The organism is Stenotrophomonas genospecies 5, assembly GCF_054473825.1.
On the sequence record NZ_JBTMUW010000004.1, the window covers coordinates 211,564 to 231,294 of the forward strand.

General features: G+C 66.2%; 15 protein-coding genes. 9 read left to right on the top strand and 6 right to left on the bottom strand.

The window, feature by feature from the left end; genetic code table 11:
* Positions 1–17 precede the first annotated feature (17 nt).
* Both ACX9OW_RS20120 and ACX9OW_RS20125 read right to left on the bottom strand, forming a co-directional pair.
* Positions 18–2,771: a TonB-dependent receptor gene (locus tag ACX9OW_RS20120; RefSeq protein ID WP_459062766.1), complete on the bottom strand. Its 2,754-nt coding sequence runs from the start codon at positions 2,769–2,771 to the stop codon at positions 18–20.
* 225 nt (positions 2,772–2,996) lie between these two features.
* The gene (locus tag ACX9OW_RS20125; protein ID WP_459062742.1) at positions 2,997–5,051 is read right to left on the bottom strand and encodes a glycoside hydrolase family 97 protein; all 2,055 of its coding nucleotides are present in this window, start codon (positions 5,049–5,051) and stop codon (positions 2,997–2,999) included.
* 237 nt (positions 5,052–5,288) lie between these two features.
* On the opposite strand from ACX9OW_RS20125, the gene ACX9OW_RS20130 reads away from it, so the two are divergent.
* From ACX9OW_RS20130 to ACX9OW_RS20145, 4 genes are all read left to right on the top strand, one after another.
* Entirely contained in the window at positions 5,289–7,481 is a 2,193-nt protein-coding gene (locus tag ACX9OW_RS20130) for a glucosidase family protein (protein ID WP_459062743.1), read from the top strand.
* Complete coding sequence (locus ACX9OW_RS20135) at positions 7,478–8,965, top strand: MFS transporter (RefSeq protein ID WP_065182400.1); 1,488 nt, start codon at positions 7,478–7,480, stop codon at positions 8,963–8,965. Before ACX9OW_RS20130 ends, ACX9OW_RS20135 begins: the two co-directional genes overlap by 4 nt.
* Positions 8,965–10,686: an alpha-amylase family glycosyl hydrolase gene (locus tag ACX9OW_RS20140; protein ID WP_430542965.1), complete on the top strand. Its 1,722-nt coding sequence runs from the start codon at positions 8,965–8,967 to the stop codon at positions 10,684–10,686. The genes ACX9OW_RS20135 and ACX9OW_RS20140 overlap by 1 nt, the downstream gene beginning before the upstream one ends.
* Before the next feature lie 151 nt (positions 10,687–10,837).
* Complete coding sequence (locus tag ACX9OW_RS20145; protein ID WP_164151766.1) at positions 10,838–11,224, top strand: SseB family protein; 387 nt, start codon at positions 10,838–10,840, stop codon at positions 11,222–11,224.
* A gap of 101 nt (positions 11,225–11,325) precedes the next feature.
* On the opposite strand, the gene ACX9OW_RS20150 is transcribed toward ACX9OW_RS20145, so the two are convergent.
* The gene (locus tag ACX9OW_RS20150) at positions 11,326–12,357 is read right to left on the bottom strand and encodes a LacI family DNA-binding transcriptional regulator (RefSeq protein WP_253118922.1); all 1,032 of its coding nucleotides are present in this window, start codon (positions 12,355–12,357) and stop codon (positions 11,326–11,328) included.
* 315 nt (positions 12,358–12,672) lie between these two features.
* Here ACX9OW_RS20150 and ACX9OW_RS20155 point away from each other — a divergent pair, with 315 nt between their 5' ends.
* The 5 genes from ACX9OW_RS20155 to ACX9OW_RS20175 all read left to right on the top strand — a co-directional run bounded on the left by ACX9OW_RS20155 (position 12,673) and on the right by ACX9OW_RS20175 (position 17,381).
* Positions 12,673–13,212, top strand: a complete 540-nt coding sequence (locus ACX9OW_RS20155) for a single-stranded DNA-binding protein (RefSeq protein WP_459062744.1) — start codon at positions 12,673–12,675, stop codon at positions 13,210–13,212.
* A gap of 201 nt (positions 13,213–13,413) precedes the next feature.
* Positions 13,414–14,304 carry a hydroxypyruvate isomerase family protein gene (locus tag ACX9OW_RS20160; protein ID WP_180875414.1) on the top strand — a complete coding sequence of 297 codons (891 nt, stop codon included), beginning with the start codon at positions 13,414–13,416 and terminating at the stop codon, positions 14,302–14,304.
* Between the two features lie 29 nt (positions 14,305–14,333).
* Positions 14,334–16,019 carry a GMC oxidoreductase gene (locus tag ACX9OW_RS20165; protein ID WP_164151768.1) on the top strand — a complete coding sequence of 562 codons (1,686 nt, stop codon included), beginning with the start codon at positions 14,334–14,336 and terminating at the stop codon, positions 16,017–16,019.
* Positions 16,019–16,594, top strand: coding sequence for a gluconate 2-dehydrogenase subunit 3 family protein (locus ACX9OW_RS20170; RefSeq protein WP_053516689.1), 576 nt, complete (start codon positions 16,019–16,021; stop codon positions 16,592–16,594). Before ACX9OW_RS20165 ends, ACX9OW_RS20170 begins: the two co-directional genes overlap by 1 nt.
* Positions 16,595–16,637: 43 nt before the next feature.
* Positions 16,638–17,381, top strand: coding sequence for a 3-keto-disaccharide hydrolase (locus tag ACX9OW_RS20175; protein WP_065182393.1), 744 nt, complete (start codon positions 16,638–16,640; stop codon positions 17,379–17,381).
* A gap of 13 nt (positions 17,382–17,394) precedes the next feature.
* On the opposite strand, the gene ACX9OW_RS20180 is transcribed toward ACX9OW_RS20175, so the two are convergent.
* From ACX9OW_RS20180 to ACX9OW_RS20190, 3 genes are read right to left on the bottom strand one after another with little or no spacing between them, the layout of a single operon-like run.
* Positions 17,395–17,691, bottom strand: coding sequence for a c-type cytochrome (locus tag ACX9OW_RS20180; protein WP_053516691.1), 297 nt, complete (start codon positions 17,689–17,691; stop codon positions 17,395–17,397).
* A gap of 18 nt (positions 17,692–17,709) precedes the next feature.
* Positions 17,710–18,576 (bottom strand): sugar phosphate isomerase/epimerase family protein, encoded by an 867-nt coding sequence (locus tag ACX9OW_RS20185; RefSeq protein WP_065182392.1) that lies wholly within the window; start codon positions 18,574–18,576, stop codon positions 17,710–17,712.
* Between the two features lie 19 nt (positions 18,577–18,595).
* Positions 18,596–19,720 (bottom strand): Gfo/Idh/MocA family oxidoreductase, encoded by a 1,125-nt coding sequence (locus ACX9OW_RS20190; RefSeq protein WP_197571099.1) that lies wholly within the window; start codon positions 19,718–19,720, stop codon positions 18,596–18,598.
* Positions 19,721–19,731 lie beyond the last annotated feature (11 nt).

Consider the following 19,731-nt stretch of genomic DNA (forward strand, 5'->3'; position numbering starts at 1 on the left):
GCATTGCCCGGTGAGGGTCAGAACTTGTAGTTCACACCCAGCACGTAGGTGCGGCCCCACTCGATGTATTCCAGCGGGCGATCCTTGGTGCCGGCGTAGGTGCGGTACGGCTCGTTGGTCAGGTTGCTTCCCTGCAGCAGCAGGGTCAGCCCGCGCAGGGCGCTGCTGTCGCTGAAGGTGTAGCTGATCTGCGCATCGGTCACGTTCTCGCCCACCACATAACGCAGGGTGCGATTGCCGTTGAAGTTGCCGATCTCACCGATGAAGTCCGAACGACGGCGCTGGCTCACGCGGGCCTCGAAACCATTGCGCTCGAAGTACGCGGTGAAGTTGTACACACGCTTGGACAGGCCCGGGAGGCTGATGGGATCGGTACCCACGCTGGAGGCGCTTTCCGGGTCGAGGATCTTGATGTCGCTGTCGTTGAACGTGGCACTGGCCTGCACGCCGAAGCCGCGCAGGCTGTCGGTGAGCATCTCCAGCGGGAACGAACCGGTCAGCTCGAGGCCGCGCAGGGTACCGCCCTCACCGTTCACCGGCGTGGAGAAGGTGCCGGTGTACTGAACCGGCGCCGCACCTTGCTGAGGAACGTAGTTGCGAAGCAGTTCGGTGAAGTCGTAGTTGTCGACCGACTGGGTGTAGACGTAGCTCTTCAGGTCCTTGTAGAAGATCGCCGCAGCGACGTAGGCCTTCTCGCCGAAGTACTTCTCATAGGACAGATCCAGCGCGGTGGCGCGCCACGGATCCAGCCGCGGATTGCCGCCGCTGCCGCCGGGGCGACCGGTGGAGGTATCCACGCCGAACTCCAGGCCGGCGCGCATCTGGTCCACGCGTGGGCGCGCGACCTGCTTGGCTGCCGCGAAGCGCAGGGTCTGTTCGTGCGGGAACATGAAGGCCAGATTCAGGCTCGGCAGCCAGTCGTTGTACTTGCGGCCGTCGGAGTAGGGCTGCACGTTGCTGCCGGCGGGCTGCGACGCGTCCCAGTAGCGGGAGTCCGAACTCTGATCGGTGCGCTGCATCTGCACGCCGATGTTGCCGCGCACGCCGACCACGCCGATGTCGGTGTTGATGTTCAGGCGCGCCCAGGCGGTGGTGATCTTCTCCTGCACCGTCCACGACTTGGGAATCAGGTAGTCCAGGTTGTCGACCGGATCGAAGGTCATGTAGCGGGCGACCGCCGCCGGCACGTTCCAGGCCGGGATGGTACCGAGGCCGGCAAAGCCCAGGTTCACCGGATCGTACTGCAGGTCCGCCGCGATGTTGGCATCGCCCTGGGCACCGAGCAGGATGTTGCCCTCGGACTGGGTCTTGACCTTGCGGCGATCGGCATAGTTCACGCCGATGTCCAGGTCCGGTGCCCACGACGCCATCGCTTCGGGCAGGGCGATGGTCGCCGCCAGCTTGCCGCCCTTCAGGCGATCTTCCACCTTCGGCACCTTGCCGTAGCCGGACCCATAGATGGTGTTGGTCAGGAACAGGGCATCGGGATTGGAGTAGTTCAGCCCCGGGCTGATCTGCGAGAAGCCGTTCTGGCGGATCTGCACGCCGACCGTATCCAGCTGCGGCATGGGCGTGAGCTGCAGATTGTTCTCCAGGTTCAGCTCGTCACGCGTGGCCTTGGAGTAGTTCAGGTCGGCGACCAGCTTGACGCTGCCGAAGTTGAATTCGTTGTTCCAGCCGAACGCGTCGATCTTGTCCTTGCGCTTGTTGTACATGCCGCGCACCAGCGGGTACACGCCGCTGGCGGTACCGCCGGTGAAGGTGCCGTCGGCGTTGATCTGCGGATTGCTGATCAGCAGGCCCGGCAGGTAATTGCCGTTGTAGTTGCTGAGGTTCAGTTCGAACTGGTTGGCGGTGTCGATCTGCTCGGCTTCGGTGTGGAACGCATCGAAGGTGCTGCTCCAGCTGTTGTTGGGCCGGAACTGGATCGTGGCCATCACGCCATCGCGCTTGTTGTTGCCGGTACGGCGCAGCGCCTTGATGCCGTCGGAGAAATAGGTGCCTGCAGCAACGCCGGGACGTTTTCCGTCCGTGGTGTACTGGGTGGTCCACGGCTCGTACAGGCCGACCTGGTTTTCCTGGATCGGGTTGTCGCTGTGCGCGTAACCGATGGCGATGCCCAGGGTCTTGTCGAAGAACTGGTCGATGTAGCTGGCGCTGAAGCGGTTGCCGAACTCATCGACGTTGGCCGCATCGCCGAGCGAGCTCTTCTGCAGGCGCCCGCTGACGGCGATCACCCGGTCGGGGAAGCTGAGCGGACGGGCGGTCTGCATGTCGATGGTGCCCGACAGGCCCTGGCCGACCAGTGCCGCATCGGGCGTCTTGTACACCGTCACGCCGTTGACCAGCTCGGATGGATACTGGTCGAACTCGACGCCACGGTTGTCGCCGGTGCTGACGACCTCACGGCCGTTGAGCAGGGTGGTGGCGAAGTCCGGTGACAGGCCGCGCACGCTGATCACCTGTGCACGCCCGGCGACGCGCTGCGCGGCCAGGCCGGGCAGGCGCGAGATGGATTCGGCAATGCTGACGTCGGGCAGCTTGCCGATGTCCTCGGCGGAGATCGCTTCCACCACCGAGGTGGCGTCCTGCTTGATCGCGATAGCGTTCTCGATGCCGCGGCGGATACCGGTGACCTGCACCGTATCCAGGTTGGTGGCGGCGGTGCCGGCCGGCGTGGTGGTGCTCTGCGTGGTCTGTGCCGCCGCCAGTGACGGCGCCAGGACAACGGCCAGCGCGATGCTCAGCGCGCTGCGCTTGTGGTTCAACATTTTCCCCTCCCAGGCAATGTTGTTGTTCATTTCGAGGTCGTTCCGGCAACGCCGTGAACGTGCGACGCGGTGGCCGCTGTCGTCGCCGCTATGGTAGGCAGCGGGTTCTCCGCGGGAATCACCCTGCATACGTATTCAATGACGTTTGCAGGGTTGTAATCGCTTTCAGATCCCCGCCACGGTAGCGCCGGGCCATGCCCGGCGAACGTCACGCGGGGGCATTCATCACTCCAATGGCGTGAACCGAATGGCCTGCCCGCCGCCCGGCGCCAGCATCAGGGTCAGTGCATCGGCGCTGGTCACTTCACGCGTCTGCCGCGTGAACGCGAACGGATTGCTGCGGTAGTCCGCACCGTCGCCATCGCGATAGATTTCCGCGCGGTAGCGCACGCCCGGCTCCAGGAAGCCCAGCGACACCGGCAGCACGCGGCCATGCTCGTCGGTGATGCTGCCCAGGAACCAGTCACGGCTGTTGCGGTCGCGGCGCACGATCGTCACGTAGTCGCCCACTTCACCGTCGAGCACGCGGCTCTGCTCCCAGTCCACCGCCACGTCTTCGATGAAGCGGAACGCCTCCCGATGCTGCAGGTAGTGTTCGGGCAGATCGGCGGCCATCTGGATCGGGCTGTACAGCACCACGTACAGCGCCAGCTGACGGGCCAGGGTACTGGGGATGGCCTGGCCGTGGCGGCCCTTCAGGCTGAGGATGCCGGGGGTGTAATCCATCGGTCCGGCCAGCATCCGGGTGAACACCAGATTGACTTCGTGTTCGGGCGGGTTCGGCGGCTGGCCCCAGGCGTTGTACTCCATGCCGCGCGCGCCTTCGCGGGAGATCCAGTTGGGATAGGTGCGGCGCAGGCCGGTGTCCTTGATCGGCTCGTGCGGATTCACCGACAGGTGCCGGCGCGCGGCTTCCTGCACGACATGCAGGTGGTGGCGCGCCATGAACTGGCCGTCGTGCCACTCCCGCCACAGCGGGCCACCCGACGGGTTGCGGCGGTCGACCTGGCCGTCGTCGCAGACGTAGCCGGTCTTGAACTGGTCCACGCCCAGCCGCGCATACAGGTCCAGCGCGGCGTCGAGCTGCGCCTCATAGTGTTCGATGGCACAGCCGGTTTCATGGTGGCCGATCAGGTGCACGCCCTTCTTCAGTCCATATGCCGAAAGCGCTTCAATGTCGAAATCGGGCGTGGCGCGAGTGAAGTCGAAGTCGTAGCCATTGCCCACCCACATGCCGTCCCAGCCGGGATTCCAGCCCTCCACCAGGACGCCACGGAAGCCGTGCGCGGCGGCGAAATCGATCACCCTCCTGGTCTTGGCGGTGGTCGCCGCATGCTTCGGTCCGGTCGCCCAGCTTTCGTTGTCCAGGTGCATCGACCACCACACGCCCAGGTACTTGGCCGGCTTCACCCAGCTCACATCGCCCAGTGCATTGGGCTCGTTGAGATTGAGGATCAGGTCGGACTCGACCAGGCCGCCGGCGCGGTCGGCGATCTGCAGCGTGCGCCAGGGCGTGACGAAGGGCAGGGCACGGCGTACCTTCCACCCTTCGGCCGAGGGCGAGAGCTGCGCGCGCAGGCGCTGGCCGTCGGTGCGGCGCAGCCACATGCCGGCGTAGTCCACCAGTGCGGCTTCGTGGATCGCCACGTGCAGGCCATCGCGGCTCCGCAGCGTCATCGGCGTGTGCACCAGCGGCACTTCGCGCAGCGGGGTACGCTGGTACAGGTACTCGTAATGGATCGGTTCGCCAGCCGGAATCCACCAAGCGGTAGAATCCTGTGCGACGGCAAACTCGGTCAGCTCGTCATCGATGATCGCTTCGCGCAGGTTCGGTTGCTCAGGGAACACATAGCGGAAGCCCAGGCCGTCGTCGTAGACGCGGAACACCACATCCAGCCGGCGCTTGCTGCCGGTGGTTTCGGCCAGCTGCACGGTCAGCTCGTTGAAGTGGTTGCGGGTGAGGCGGCGTTCCCCCCACGGCTGTTCCCACGTCTCATCGACGCTGCGTCGTTGCTGCCCGAGCAGGATGAAATCCCGGTCCAGGCGGCCATCGCGCAGTTCGAAGCCAAGCCTGGAATCCTCCACTACGGCTTCACCCAAGCGCTCCACCCGGTAGCGGGCGGTGCCGCCGTCCAGCACCAGTCTGACCTTGAGCACGCCGCCGGGCGATTGGACGCTGGTGATCTGCGGGGCGGCCTGCGCCAGCGCGGCCAGGCCCAGCAGCGCAACGCCCATGATTCGCGCGAACACCGCACGTACAACACTGGATGACATCGGCATTTCCCCTCCCAAGGCGCCGTTGGCAGACCCGGACCATAAGCCAGCCCGGCGGGCGTACTGCCGCGTCGGTGCATGAATACGTATGCAGCTGGACGCAGGCGACAGCCCCGCGTCTACCATGGGCCCAAGGCACCTTGAGGGAGGCGCCGCGCCCGCGCGCCGGTCACGGCTGCGCGGACCTATAAACGGTGCAGAGAGGGAGGGAGGTCGACGGGCGCAAGCCGGTCTGCCGCTTCGATGCTGAAGATCATTTGCCTGACCGCTGCCCTGGGGGCAGCGCTGGGGACGACCGCGCATGCGGCCGACCTGGAATTCGACGGCCGCCATGCGCGTGCCGAAGCGGCTGCCAGGGGCAGCTTCGTGCTGCACACGCCGAACGGCGCTGTGCCGATTGCCGCCGCGCCGATGCGCAGCCAGACCGGAAGCGTGATGTTCGACGCGCTGTTCGCGCTGGCCCAGCAGGAGATGGCGCAGGACCGGGTCGATGCGATCCGCGACCCCGCCTTTGACGAAGGGCGGCCGGTGCCATGCGACTGCTTCCAGACCGGCGCCCGCTGGCCCTACGTGTGGACCCGCGATGTCAGCTTCGCCGCCGACCTGGCGTTGGCGCGGCTGGATCCGCAGCGCACGCGTCAGTCGTTGCAGTTCAAGTTGTCGGCTGCCCGCCATGGGCGCACGCCCGGCCTGTTCGTCGCGCAGGATACCGGCTCCGGCGGCAGCTGGCCGATCAGCAGCGACCGTGTGGTGTGGTTCCTGGCCGCACGCCACCTGCTGGATGATCCTGCTTTTGCCGAACAGGTCTGGCAGGCGCTGCAGGGCACGCTGGCGCAGGACCGGGCGATGGTGTTCGACTCACAGATGGGCCTCTATCGCGGCGAAACCTCGTTCCTCGACTGGCGTGAACAGACGTATCCGGACTGGACCCGGGAGAACGTGCGCTTCATCGGTGATTCCTACGCGCTGTCCACCAACGTCCTGCACTACCAGGCACTGCGGCTGGCAGAGCAGATGGCCGCGCAGCGGGGCGATGATCGCCGTGCGCAGTACAAGGCGTGGGCCGATGAACTGGCGGTACGGATCGATGCGCGCTTCTGGCGCGACGACATGGGCCAGTACATGAGCTACATCGGTGAGGCGGCGCATCCGGTGCCCTACGCCAAGGTCGACCTGCTGGGCCTGTCGCTGGGCATCCTGGCCGACGTGCTGCCCGAGGCGCGGGCGCGCCGCGCGCTGGCGAACTACCCGATGGGGCCGGCCGGCAGCCCGGTGGTGTGGCCACAGGAAGCCCAGCAGCCGATCTACCACAACCGTGCGATCTGGCCGTTCGTCAGTGCGTATTCGCTGCGTGCTGCGCGACAGCTGGACGACGCGCCGCGCATCGCCGCCGAGATCCGCTCGCTGATGCAGGGGGCGGCACTGGCTGGTTCCAACATGGAAAACTACGAGCTGGTCAGCCAGGCCGTGCATGTGGACGAAGGCGCGCTGAGCGGGCCGGTGGTCAATTCAGAGCGCCAGCTGTGGTCGGTGGCGGGCTATCTGGCCATGGTCACCGAAGGCGTGTTCGGCGTGCAGGACGATGGCCGCGTGCAGCCCAAGCTGCCGGCCGCGCTGGTGCCGGAACTGTTCGGCACACATCCCCGTATCACGTTGGAAGCCAACGGCAAGCGCTATGTGCTGGAGCGCCCGCAGAACGTGGGCGATGGCCTGCTGGTGGCCGGCAGAACCACCACGCGTGGCAGCACCACGACGGTGCAGCTGGTCGCCGCCCCGGCAGCAACCGGTTTCGCTGCCACGACTGCGGAGGCCAACGTGCGTGCACCGGCCACGCCGGTTGCGCCGCAGGCCCTGCGCAGGGGCGCGGGCTGGAACGTTCCGGTGGCAGCCGATCAGGTGCTGTGGAAGGACGGCAAGGCGGTCACCGACAGCAACGGCGTGGCGCGCATCAGCGACGATGGCCTACAGCATTGCCTCAGCCTGACCCGGCGCGAAGGCACGTTGGAATCGCTGCACAGCCCGATGCTCTGCGTCGGTCCGCAGCAGGTGCTGAAGGGCGAGCAACGCTGGCAGTTCACCTCGGCCAAGGCCGGGCAGGTGCGCCTGCGCCTGCAGTACCGCAACCCGAACGGGCCGATCAACACCGGTGTCACGGCTGCGGTCAAGCAGCTGGTGCTGCAGTGCCCGGGCCAGCCATTGCAGCGGCATACGGTTGCGATGCCGCACAGCGTGGCCGTGCAGGACTCGACCTCGGCAACGTTCGCTGTGCCCAAGGGGCCGTGCACGGTCGTGCTTGAAGAAGGCTTCAACATGAGCGCGCTGCAGCATTTCGCGCACTACACCGGCGGAAAGGGCGGGCGCGAAGGCGTGCTCAACCAGGCGCAGGTGAAGGCGCTGACGCTGGCGCCGGTCGCCACGGCGGAGGACGCACGATGAACCGCCCTGCCAAACCGCAGCTGTCGTTCTGGCAGATCTGGAACATGTGTTTCGGCTTCCTCGGCATCCAGTTCGGTTTTGCCCTGCAGAACGCCAACGCCAGCCGCATCTTCGAGACGCTTGGCGCGGACATGGAGTCGGTGCCCGGGCTGTGGATCGCCGCACCGTTGACCGGCCTGCTGGTGCAACCGGTGATCGGTTATCTCTCCGACCGCACGTGGACGCGCTGGGGCCGGCGTCGCCCGTTCTTCATGATCGGTGCGGTGCTGACCACGCTGGCCCTGCTGGTCATGCCCAACTCGCCTGCGTTGTGGATCGCGGCGGGCACGTTGTGGGTGCTGGATGCTTCGATCAACGTATCAATGGAGCCGTTCCGGGCCTTCGTGGGCGACCAGCTGGCACCGCGCCAGCGACCGGCCGGTTACGCGATGCAGAGCTTCTTCATCGGTGTCGGTGCCATCGTTGCCAGCTTCCTGCCGTTCATCCTGGCCCACTTCGGCGTGGCCAACACAGCCGCTGCCGGCGAGGTGCCGGATACGGTGCGCTATGCGTTCTATTTCGGTGCGGCAGTGCTGCTGGCGGCGATCACCTGGACCGTGGTCAGTACCCGCGAGTATTCACCGGCAGAACTGGCCGGGTTCGATGACGCCGAGCCGCCGGCGCACCATGCCGCCGCCGCTGCGAGTGGCCCCGCACCGTGGGCGCAGGTGGCGTTGTGGCTGGGGGCAGGCGTGCTGCTGGCCGCTGTGATCGCCGCGCGCCAGGGCGACAGGATGCTCTATGTGCTGGCGGGTCTCTGCGCGGGCTATGGTGTGCTTCTTGCGCTGGCCCGTACGCTGCCGCAGGCGCACATGCTGGCGGCGATCGTGGGTGATCTGCGGGCGATGCCGGTGACCATGCGCCGGTTGGCCTGGGTGCAGTTCTTCTCGTGGTTTGCGTTGTTTGCGATGTGGATCTACACCACCGCAGCGGTGGCCGGCACGCATTTCGGCTCCACCGACCCGCAGTCGGCGGCGTACAACGAGGGTGCCAACTGGGTCGGTGTGCTGTTCGGCGCCTACAACGGCTTCGCCGCACTGGCCGCCTTGCTGATCCCGCCGATGGTGCGCGCCATCGGCTTGCGCTGGAGCCACCTGGTGAACCTGTGGCTCGGCGGGCTGGGCCTGATCTCGCTGATGTTCATCAAGGACCCCACCTGGCTGCTGCTGTCCATGGCTGGCGTCGGCTTCGCCTGGGCCTCGATCCTGTCGCTGCCGTACGCGCTGCTGTCCGACAGCGTGCCGGCAGCGAAGATGGGCATCTACATGGGCCTGTTCAATTTCTTCATCGTCATTCCGCAGCTGGTCGCGGCCAGCGCGCTGGGCTTCGCACTGCGCGAGTGGCTGGGCGGAAATCCCCTGCACGTGCTGGTGCTGGGTGGAGTGAGTCTGTTCATTGCCGGGCTGTGCGTGCTTCGCGTGCCGGCCCATCAGGAGAGTGCGTGATGCATGTGTATTCCAGAATGTCGCTGGGGCTGTCGCTGGCCCTGCTCGCCACGGCGGTACAGGCCGCATCGCGCCCGGACTACGTGGGCACGCTCGAACCGTTCGCCAGCGATGCCGTGTACTTCGTGGTGACCGATCGTTTCGTCAACGGTGATCCGTCCAACGATCATCGCGATCAGGGGGGCAGCCACCGCACGTTCGACATTCCAGTGCCCTGCCCGGACAAGGTGGACGGCAACATCGGCTACCTCGGCGGCGACTTCAGGGGCGTGCTCGACAACGCCGACTACATCCGTCAGCTCGGCTTCGGTGCGGTGTGGATCACGCCGATCGTCGACAATCCGGATGAGGCGTTCACCGGCAGCAAGCCGATCAGCTGCACCAGCACGCTGACCGACCGCGGCAAGACCGGCTACCACGGTTACTGGGGCATCAACTTCTACAAACTCGACGAGCACCTGCCCAGCAAGGACCTGGACTTTGCAGGCCTGACCAAGGGCCTGCATGGTGCCGGCCTGAAGGTGGTGCTGGACATCGTCGGCAACCACGGTTCGCCGGCCTGGACCATGCCGACGCGGCAGCCGCAGTTCGGCCAGATCTTCGACAAGGATGGAAAGCTGATCGCCGACCACCAGAACCTGCCCCCGCAGAAGCTGGATCCAAAGCACAACCCGCTGCACGCGTTCTACAACACCATCGGCCCGGTCGACAGCAAGGAAGGCTCGATCTTCGATGGCAACCTGGCCGAGCTGTCCGACTTCAACCAGAACAACCCGGCGGTGATGGACTACCTCGTCGGCGCGTACCTGCAGTGGACCGCGCAGGGCGTGGACGCACTGCGCATCGATACCATCGGCTGGCTGCCGCACCCGTGGTGGCACGAGTTCGTGAACCGCATCCGCGCCGAGCATCCGAACATGTTCATGTTCGGCGAGGCCTTCGATTACGACGCCAGCAGGATTGCCGAGCACACCTGGCCGCGCAACGCCAATGTGAGCGTGCTCGACTTCCCGCTGCGTGGCGCGCTGGAACAGACCTTCGGTACCGCCGGCAAGGGCTTCGAGACGCTGGCCGAGCCGCTGCACCTGACCGGCGGCCCCTATGCCAATCCGTACGAGCTGATGAGCTTCTACGACAACCACGACATGCCACGCCTGCAGGCCAGCGACAACGGTTTCATCGACGCGCACAACTGGCTGTTCACCGCCCGTGGTATCCCGGTGGTCTACTACGGCTCGGAAACCGGCTTCATGCGGGGCCGTGCCGAGCATGCCGGCAACCGTGCCTACTTCGGCCAGGCGCGGGTGGATGCCGCACCGCAGAGCCCGATCTTCGCGCCACTGCGGCGCATCGCCCAGCTGCGCCAGGCCACCCCGGCGCTGCAGCGCGGCCTGCAGGTGAACGAGCGCCTGCGTGGCAATGAGGCGGTGTTCTTCCGTGTGCTGCAGCAGGGGGATGTGGCACAGACCGCATTGGTGCTGTTGAACAAGGGCGACAAGGCGACGGTTTTCCAGGTGGAGCGCTACCTGCAGGCGGGCCGCTGGCGCGACGCGCTGGACGGCGGTTTGTTGCAGGTGGATGCCTCCCTGAAGGCCGAAGTGCCCGCGCATGGCGTGAAGGTGTACGTGCTGGATGCCTCCGTGCAGCAGCCAGCGCTGCAGGCAGAGCTGGACAGGGCGATGGCCGACCAGAAGGCTCGGGACCAGCGTCTGGGACGGTGAGGGCGCCGCCGGGCGTGGCCCGGCGCTACCGCTCTGGTGGGTGCCAACCTCGGTTGGCACTCCCGCTCTGGTAGGTGCCAACCTTGGTTGGCACGCTCTTCGAGCAGGCTCGACCCTACAATAGGCACCCCTCACGCCGCGCCGTACCGCCATGTCCGACCTCGCCCCGCAGACCCCGATCGAAACCCTGCTGAAGGCGGCCATGGACGGGGCGGTGCCGATCCGCGCCTTCATGGAGGCCTTCGTCGCCTCCGAGGTGCTGCTGCTGACCGGCAGCCTGGTCACCCCCGACGGCAGCGGCTTCGACCCACTGCTGTTCGACAAGCAGGGCACGCTGCACGTGGCCGTGTTCACCGATCCATCGCGGGTGGGCATCTACAGCCAGCAGGCCGAACACCAGATCCGCTGGCTGATGCTGGACGTGCTGCGCCGCGTGCCGGGGGGCTACGGCGTGGTGATCAACCCGGGTACCTCGCTGGGCTTCGAGATTTCGCCCAGTGGCGTCGGCGAGATCCTGAAGGACTTCGCCCAGGGCTGAGGCCACCCGACGGGGCCGTCCACCTGCGGGCCTTGCGGCACCCGGTCCGGTGCCCGCAGGCCGGGTTCACTGCGTAGTCCCGTCCGATCACGTCCGCTGTTTCAGCCGCGCAGCGATGATTCCCGCACCACCAGCTTCACCGGGATGCTCTGGCTCTCCACCGGCTGCCGGCTGATCGAGGCCAGCAGCCGTTCCACCAGCAGCTGCCCGGCCTGCTTGGTGTCCTGCTGCACGGTGGTCAATGCCGGCGATACAGATGCGGCCAGCGGGATGTCATCGAACCCGGTGACCGCCACGTCCTGCGGCACCCGCAGCCCGGCCTCGCGCAGTGCACGGATCGCACCGATGGCGATCAGGTCGCTGGCGGCGCAGATCGCATCGATGTGTTCGCCTCGCGCGAGCAGCGCCTGGCAGGCTTCCTGGCCGGACGCTTCGGTGGTGATGGCATCGTGCTGCAGGGCCGGTTCGGCATGCAGCCCGTGATCGCGCAGGGCTGCCACGTGACCGCGATAGCGCTCCTCGAATTCCGGGTAATGGCTGGAGGCGTGGCCGAGGAAGGCAATGCGCCGACAGCCCTGCTGCAGAAGATGGGTGGTGATGTCGTGCCCGCCCTGGAAGTTGTCGCTGCCGATCGATACCCCGGGCTGGCCGGGCAGGGCCGCACCCCAGCGCACGAAGTGGGTGCCCTGTTCGACCAGCCGCTGCAGGCGGTCGCGCGATTCGTGGTAGTCGCCATAGCCCAGCAGGATGATGCCGTCGGCCTTGTTGCTGTCCTCGTAGTCGGCCTGCCAGTCGGTCGACAGCTGCTGGAACGACACCAGCAGATCCTGCCCGTGCAGCGCGCAGGCGCGGGTGATCGAACCCAGCATCGAGTGGAAGAACGGGTTGATCAGCGAATCGTCGTTGGTCGGGTCCTCGAAGAACAGCAGGGCCAGCGTGCCGGCATTGCGCAGGCGCAGGCTGGAGGCGTTCTTGTCCACCTTGTAGTTCAGCTCGCGGGCGATGCGCAGGATGCGTTCTCGGGTCTCCGCATTGACCATCGGGCTGCCGCGCAGGGCCCGCGACACCGTCGGCTGGGAGACGCCGGCCAGATGGGCGATGTCCAGGGAGGTGGCTTTGCCTTTGATGGTCATGGGGGAAGCGCGCGAACGAATGAGTAGATGCCCCGGCATGATGCCATGGGGGCGCCATCGCAGCGCCGGCCGTCACTGCGGCCGGCCGCGCCGGGGTGTCCGGCCCGGACGGCTAAGTCATTGCCTTACAAGGATTTCAGTAGGATCTTTCGGTGTCTTTCGTCGCTTCTGGCCGGGCACGGAGCGGCGGCAGTGCTAAGATGCGGTGTTCTTGCATTCCCCCAAATTCATCGGGGGCGGCCCAGTGTCCTGCACCCCCGGCCGGGGCTGTGCTATCACTGGTCGACTGCCCCTGGACAACGGACGAAGGTACCTATGGCGCGCGGCATCAATAAAGTCATCCTGGTCGGCAATCTCGGCAACGACCCGGACGTGAAGTACACCCAGAGCGGCATGGCGATCACCCGCATCAGCCTGGCCACCACCAGCGTCCGCAAGGACAAGGATGGCAACCAGCAGGAACGCACCGAATGGCACCGCGTGGTGTTCTTCGGCAAGCTCGGCGAGATCGCCGGCGAGTACCTGCGCAAGGGCAGCTCGGTCTACGTCGAAGGCAGCCTGCGTTACGACAAGTACACCGGCCAGGACGGCGTGGAGAAGTACTCCACCGATATCGTCGCCGATGAGATGCAGATGCTGGGCGGCCGCGGTGAAGGCGGTGGCGGTGGTGGCGGCAACTACGGCGGTGATCGTCCGCAGCGCCAGCAGGCACCGCGCCAGGAGTACGGCGGTGGTGGTGGCCAGCGTGGTGGACAGGGCGGTGGCTATGGCAACCAGGGCGGCAACCAGCGCCCGCAGCCGCAGCAGTCGGCGCCGCCGATGGACGATTTTGCTGACGACGACATTCCGTTCTGATCGGACGCGCGTCCGCAGGAAACAGAAAGCCCCGCCGATGCGGGGCTTTTCTTTTTTCCACGGCAGGCCGGCGTTGTGCCGCGCAGCATGGATTTTTCGTGCACCGCGTCTTGCAAAAAAAAGAATTCCTCCCTTATGGTGCAATCGATTGCATTGCTGTGAATCGTTGCGTTTGATACCGGTTGGGAGGCCGGCAGATGGATGTCCATCCATTCGATCGGACCGGCATCGGGGCTTACGCGGCGCGATGCGTTGCGCATGGCGTTCGCTGGCGGCCTTGGCCTGGCTGCGGCAGCCGCGCTGCCCTCGTTCGCCGCCCAGGCCCCACTCAAGGGCAACCTGAAGCATTCCGTCGCCCGCTGGACGTTCCCGCAGCAGTCGGTCGCCCAGCTCTGCCAGACGGTGAAGGATATCGGCTTCGCCGCCATCGATCTGGTGGGACCGGCGGACTGGCCCACACTGAAGGCGCATGGCGTCTACAGCTCCATGTGCAACGGCGCCGAGATCAGCCTGACCAAAGGCTTTGCCGGCCGCCAGTATCACGATGCACTGGTGGAGCGCTACGCGCGGCACATCGATCTGGTGGCCGATGCCGGCTACCGCAACCTCATCTGCTTCTCCGGCAATCGTGACGGCATGGATCCGCGGGAAGGCCTGGAGAATGCCGAAGCCGGGCTGAAGCGCATCCTCGGCCATGCCGAGAAGCGTGGTGTCGTGCTGGTGATGGAGCTGCTGAACTCCAGGGTCGATCATCCCGATTACCTGTGCGATCACTCCGCATGGGGCGTCGAGCTGTGCCAGCGGCTCGGATCGGACAATTTCGGCCTGCTGTACGACATCTATCACATGCAGATCATGGAGGGCGACATCATCGCCACCATCGGCAGGCATCACCGCTTCTTCAAGCACTACCACACCGCAGGTGTGCCAGGCCGGCACGAGATCGGTGACCAGCAGGAACTGCATTATCCGGCCATCTGTCGCGCGATCCGCGACACCGGCTTCGAGGGGTATCTGGCGCAGGAGTTCATGCCTGCGGCACCCGATCCCGTCGGCTCGCTGCGCGAGGCGATCCGCCTCTGCGACGTCTGAAACGATATCCACCCAGGTGAAGTAGACCCATGGCAGACAATCATTACGACGCCATCGTTGTTGGCTCGGGAATCAGTGGCGGTTGGGCGGCGAAGGAACTGACCGAGAAGGGCCTGAAGGTCCTGATGCTGGAACGCGGGCGCAACATCGAGCACGTCAAGGACTACGTCAATGCGATGAAGGAGGCGTGGGATTTCCCGCACCGCAACCGGCCGACACAGGCGATGAAGGCCGCCTTCCCCGTATTGATGCGCGACTACGGCCTGGCCGAGAACCTGGAAGGGATGTGGGCCAATGAGCAGGAGTCACCGTACACCGAGACCAAGCGCTTCGACTGGTTCCGTGGCTACCACGTAGGCGGCCGTTCGCTGATGTGGGGGCGGCAGAGCTACCGCTTCTCCGATCTGGATTTCGAAGCCAACCTCAAGGACGGCATCGCTACTGACTGGCCGATCCGCTACGCCGACATCGCACCCTGGTACGACCATGTGGAGAAGTTCGCCGGCATCGCCGGTACGCGCGAGGGACTGGACGTGCTGCCGGACGGTGAATTTCTGCCGCCGATCCCGCTGAACATCGTCGAGAAGGATGTGGCCGCGCGGATCAGGAAGGCGTTTGGCGGAACGCGGCACATGATCCACTCGCGTACCGCCAACATCACCCAGCCCATGCCCGAGCAGGGGCGCGTCAACTGCCAGTACCGCAACAAGTGCATCCTGGGCTGTCCCTTCGGTGCTTACTTCTCGACCCAGGCGGCGACGCTGCCGGCGGCGATGAAAACGGGCAATCTGACATTGCGGCCCTTCTCGATCGTCAAGGAAGTGCTGTACGACAAGGACCGCAAGCGCGCGCGCGGTGTGGAGGTCATCGATGCCGAGACCGGGTTGACCTATCAGTACACCGCCAAGGTCATTTTCCTCAACGCATCCTCCTTCAACTCGACCTGGATGCTGATGAACTCGGCCACCGATGTCTGGGAGGGCGGTCTGGGGTCGTCATCCGGCGAGCTGGGGCACAACGTGATGGACCATCATTTTGGTGCCGGTGCCTCCGGCCGGGTCGAGGGTTACGACGACAAGTACTACTTCGGTCGCCGCCCCTGCGGCTTCTACATTCCACGCTTCCGCAACGTCGCTGCGGACAAGCGCAGCTACCTGCGCGGATTCGGCTACCAGGGCGGTGCCAGCCGCACCGGGTGGTCGCGCGAGATCGCCGAGCTGAACATCGGTGCCGACCTGAAGGAGGCGCTGACGCTGCCGGGCGACTGGCGCATCGGCATGACCGGATTCGGCGAGATGCTGCCGCACCACGACAACACGATCCGCCTGGATCCGCAGCGCAAGGACAAGTGGGGGCTGCCGGTGCTGGCGATGGACGTTTCGATGCGCTCGAACGAACTGGCGATGCGCAAGGACATGGCGGCCGATGCTGCCGAGATGCTGGAGGCAGCCGGCGTCAAGGACGTGGAGATGCACGACAACGACTACGCCCCGGGCAAGGGCATCCATGAAATGGGCACGGCCCGCATGGGCCGCGATCGCAGAAGCTCCGTGCTCAACCAGCACAATCAGGTCTGGGATGCGCCGAATGTCTATGTGACTGATGGCGCCTGCATGACCTCCAGCGCGTGCGTGAATCCATCGCTGACGTACATGGCGCTGACGGCACGGGCCGCCGACCATGCCGTACGCGAACTGAAAGCGGGGAACCTGTGATGGACCGTCGCGAACTGTTGAAGATGATCGTCGCCGCCACCGGCGCGGCCATGGTGGGCCTGCCCGCACTGGCCGCAGGGCAGAGCGCGACGACAGGATCGAAGGCCGCGTTCTCTGCCGCTGACATCAGCATGCTGGACGAGATCGCTGAAACCATCCTGCCGCGAACCACAACGCCGGGCGCGAAGGATGCCGGCGCGGGCCCGTTCATGGCGCTGTTCGTCACCGATTGCTACACCCCCCGGCAGCAGGCGATATTCCGCGCCGGCCTGGTCGATATCGACAAGCGTGCCGGTGGCCGCTTCGTGTCGCTCCCCTCGCAGGCCCGCAGCGAACTGTTGCGCACCCTGGATGCGGAAGCCCGGGCGCACGTCGTCGAGGTCACCGAGACCGGTGCCGCGGAAGAGGGGGAGGCAGCGCCGCACTACTTCACGATGATCAAGCAGCTGGTCATCTTCGGCTTCTTCACCTCGAAGGTCGGTGCGACCGAAGTGCTGAAGTACGTTGCGGTGCCGGGTCGCTATGACGGCGATCTTGCCTATACGCCCGGCACGCCGGCGTGGGGGACCAGCTGATGGGCCTCCACGCCTCGACCCCCCACCTTGATCCGGAAGCACGATGAACCGACCTCTCCTGACAGTGGCCTGCCTGCTGGGCACCGCACCCGTGTTCGCGCAGGACGGCGGCGACCCTGCGCGCGATCCGGCGAAGACCGAAGTGTGGACGCCGGTTCCCGCGGTCGTAGCGACGCCGCCAGGCCGCGCGCCCTCCGATGCGATCGTGCTGTTCGATGGCAAGGATCTGTCGCGCTGGGAGTCGGAGCAGGGCGGACCCGTGCCCTGGACCGTTGCCGATGGCGCGCTGACCGTGGTGCCCGGCAGCAAGGGCATCCGCACCAGGCAGCGCTTCTGCGATGTCCAGCTGCATGTCGAGTGGCGCACGCCCACCGCGACCGCCGGATTCGACGGTCAGCACCGCGGCAACAGTGGCATCTTCCTGCAGGAGGTGTACGAACTGCAGGTGCTCGACAGTTACAACAACCCGACCTATGCCAACGGCCAGGCCGGATCGATGTACAAGCAGGCCATTCCGTTGGTGAATGCCTCGCGTGCGCCCGGCGAGTGGCAGGCCTACGACATCATCTGGAAGGCCCCGCGCTTCTCGGCAGGCGGCGGGCTCACCTCGCCGGCCCGCATCACCGTGCTGCACAACGGTGTGCTGGTGCAGGACGACACGGTGCTGGCGGGCAAGACCGAGTACATCGGCGCGCCTTCCTACGCGCCACATGCCTGTGCGCCGCTGTACCTGCAGGAGCACGACGCCAGGGTGAGCTACCGCAACATCTGGGTGCGCGAGCTGTAGCGCACCCTCATGCCTACTTCGCCAGGTAGCTGGCGATGTTGTCGATCTCCTGCTGCGACAGCTGCGGGAAGGGGGGCATCAAGCCGCCGCCCTGCTTGATCTTGTCCTTGATCTGCGCAGGCTGAAGCCGTTTGCTGACGTCGGTGAGCGCAGGGAACGTCGGTGGCACGCCGGCGCGCTCCGCACCGTGGCAGGCCACGCAGTGCGTTGCGTAGAGCTGCGCTCCGGCAGCAGGGTCTTCCTTGCACCACGCCGCAGCGGCCAGCAGGGTGCCGCACAGCGCGACAGTCACTTTCAGAATCGTTTTCAAGCTGGGCTCCTTCGCGGGCTAGCGCTGTGCACCGGCAGGCACGCGGGCAGTCAGGTGTTCACGCAGATAGTCCGCACCGGTGCGGATGACGGTGGCTGGATCGCGGGGTTGGTCATGCTCGAGGATGTACCACTGCACGCCGGCCGTGGCGGCGGCGGGCAGGATCGCTTTCCAGTCCAGGACGCCCTGGCCCACGGCGGCGAAGCCGCCTTCATCCTCAGCCTGGCCCTTCGGGGCATTGTCCTTGGCGTGCACCGCGAACAGGCGGCCTTTGAATCTGCCCAGCATCACCACCGGGTCATGGCCGGCCCGTGCGACCCAGGCCAGGTCCAGCTCGGTCTGCAGATCGGGGCCGGCCGCGGCGAACAGCAGTTCCAGTCCGGTCGTGCCATTGAAGTCGACCAGCTCGAAGTCGTGGTTGTGATAGGCCAGGCGCATGCCCTTGGCACGGGCCTGCTTCGAGAGCTGGCCCAGTTCCTTGCCCAGCGCCGTCCAGCCGGCAGCGTCGGTGGGGCGGTCTTTCTCGGCCAGATAGGGCACCACCAGCGTGGTGTTGCCGATGGCCCGGTTGAAGGCGACCACGCCATCCAGGTCACTGCGCAGATCGGCCAGCTGCGTGTGCGAGGAAATCGCCTTGATCGAATACTTGTCGAGCAGCTGCTTGAGTTCGGCAGCGCTGACATTCTGCGTACCGACTGTTTCCACGGCGCGCACGCCGGCGTCGTGGACGATCTTCAGCTGCTGGTCGAGCGAGCCGGCATTGCGCAACGTGTACATCTGCACCGCGATGGGCGTGTGCAGGTCGGTGGCATCGCGCGCGAAGGCGGGCAGGGCAACGAGCAGCAGCAGTGCAAGGCTTGCGGTCCTGCGGATACGGATGTTCATCAGGCAGTCCTCCGGGAATTCAATCGATGGCCGTCCAGGCACGTGACCTGGCGGATGCGATGACACGTGTGACGATCCGCGCCGAGCGCAGGCCGTCATCGAAGGTGGGCAGGCCCTCCGGCTGCTCGCCTGCAATGGCACGGTAGGTGTCGGCGACAAACGCTTCGAAGCAGTTGCCATAGCCCTGCGCGTGTCCGGCCGGCAAGATCGACAATCTGCGTTGTTCGGCGCTGCCGGCACCGGGCCCGCGCACGAAGCTATCCTCGCGCTGGTCGGGCCGGCCGATCCACAGCCGCTCGGCATCTTCCTGATTGAAGGCCACGCTGGCCCTGGCGCCGTCAATCTCGAACCACAGCCGGTTGTGGCGTCCGGCCGAAACCTGGCTGACCGTCAACGAGGCGAGCGTACCCGCACTCGTGCGCAACATCGCCGTGGCCACATCCTCGCTGGAAACAGCGTGCGTCGTGCCGCCGGCGGCCGGCGTGGTGAAGCTCTGCCCGGTGACCGCGCCGCGCTCGGCGATGACGGTGGCGAACGCGGCACTGACCTCGGCGAAGCGTTCGCCGCTGACCCATTCCACAAGGTCGCACCAGTGCGAGCCGATATCGGCGAACACGCGCGAGGTGCCGCCCAGCGAGGGGTCGACACGCCAGTTGTTGCTGGCCGGATCCAGCAGCCAGTCCTGCAGGTAGCTGCCGTGGATCAGGTGCAGTGGCCCCAGCTCGCCCTGCGCGATGCGTGCGCGTGCCTCGCGGACCACCGGGTGATAGCGGTAGACGAAGGGGACCGTAGCGACCAGACCGGTCCTGGCGGCCAACGCGGCCAATGCCTGGGCGTCGTCCAGGGTGGTGGCCAGTGGCTTCTCGCAGATCACGTGCTTGCCGGCTTCCAGCGCGGCCTGCGCCATGGCGCGGTGCAGATGGTTGGGCGTGCACACATGCACGACCTGCACCTGCGGATCGCTGACCACCTCCTCGATATCGCGGTAGGCATGCGCGACGTTCCACGCCTGCGCCACCTCCTGTGCGCGCTGCGGGGAAGAGGCCGCCACGCCGCGGACCTCGGCCCCGGCCAGCAGTGCCGCGCGGCGATGCACCGCACCGATCATGCCCGTGCCGACGATGGCGATTCCAAGCTTGGACATCCGATGGGTTC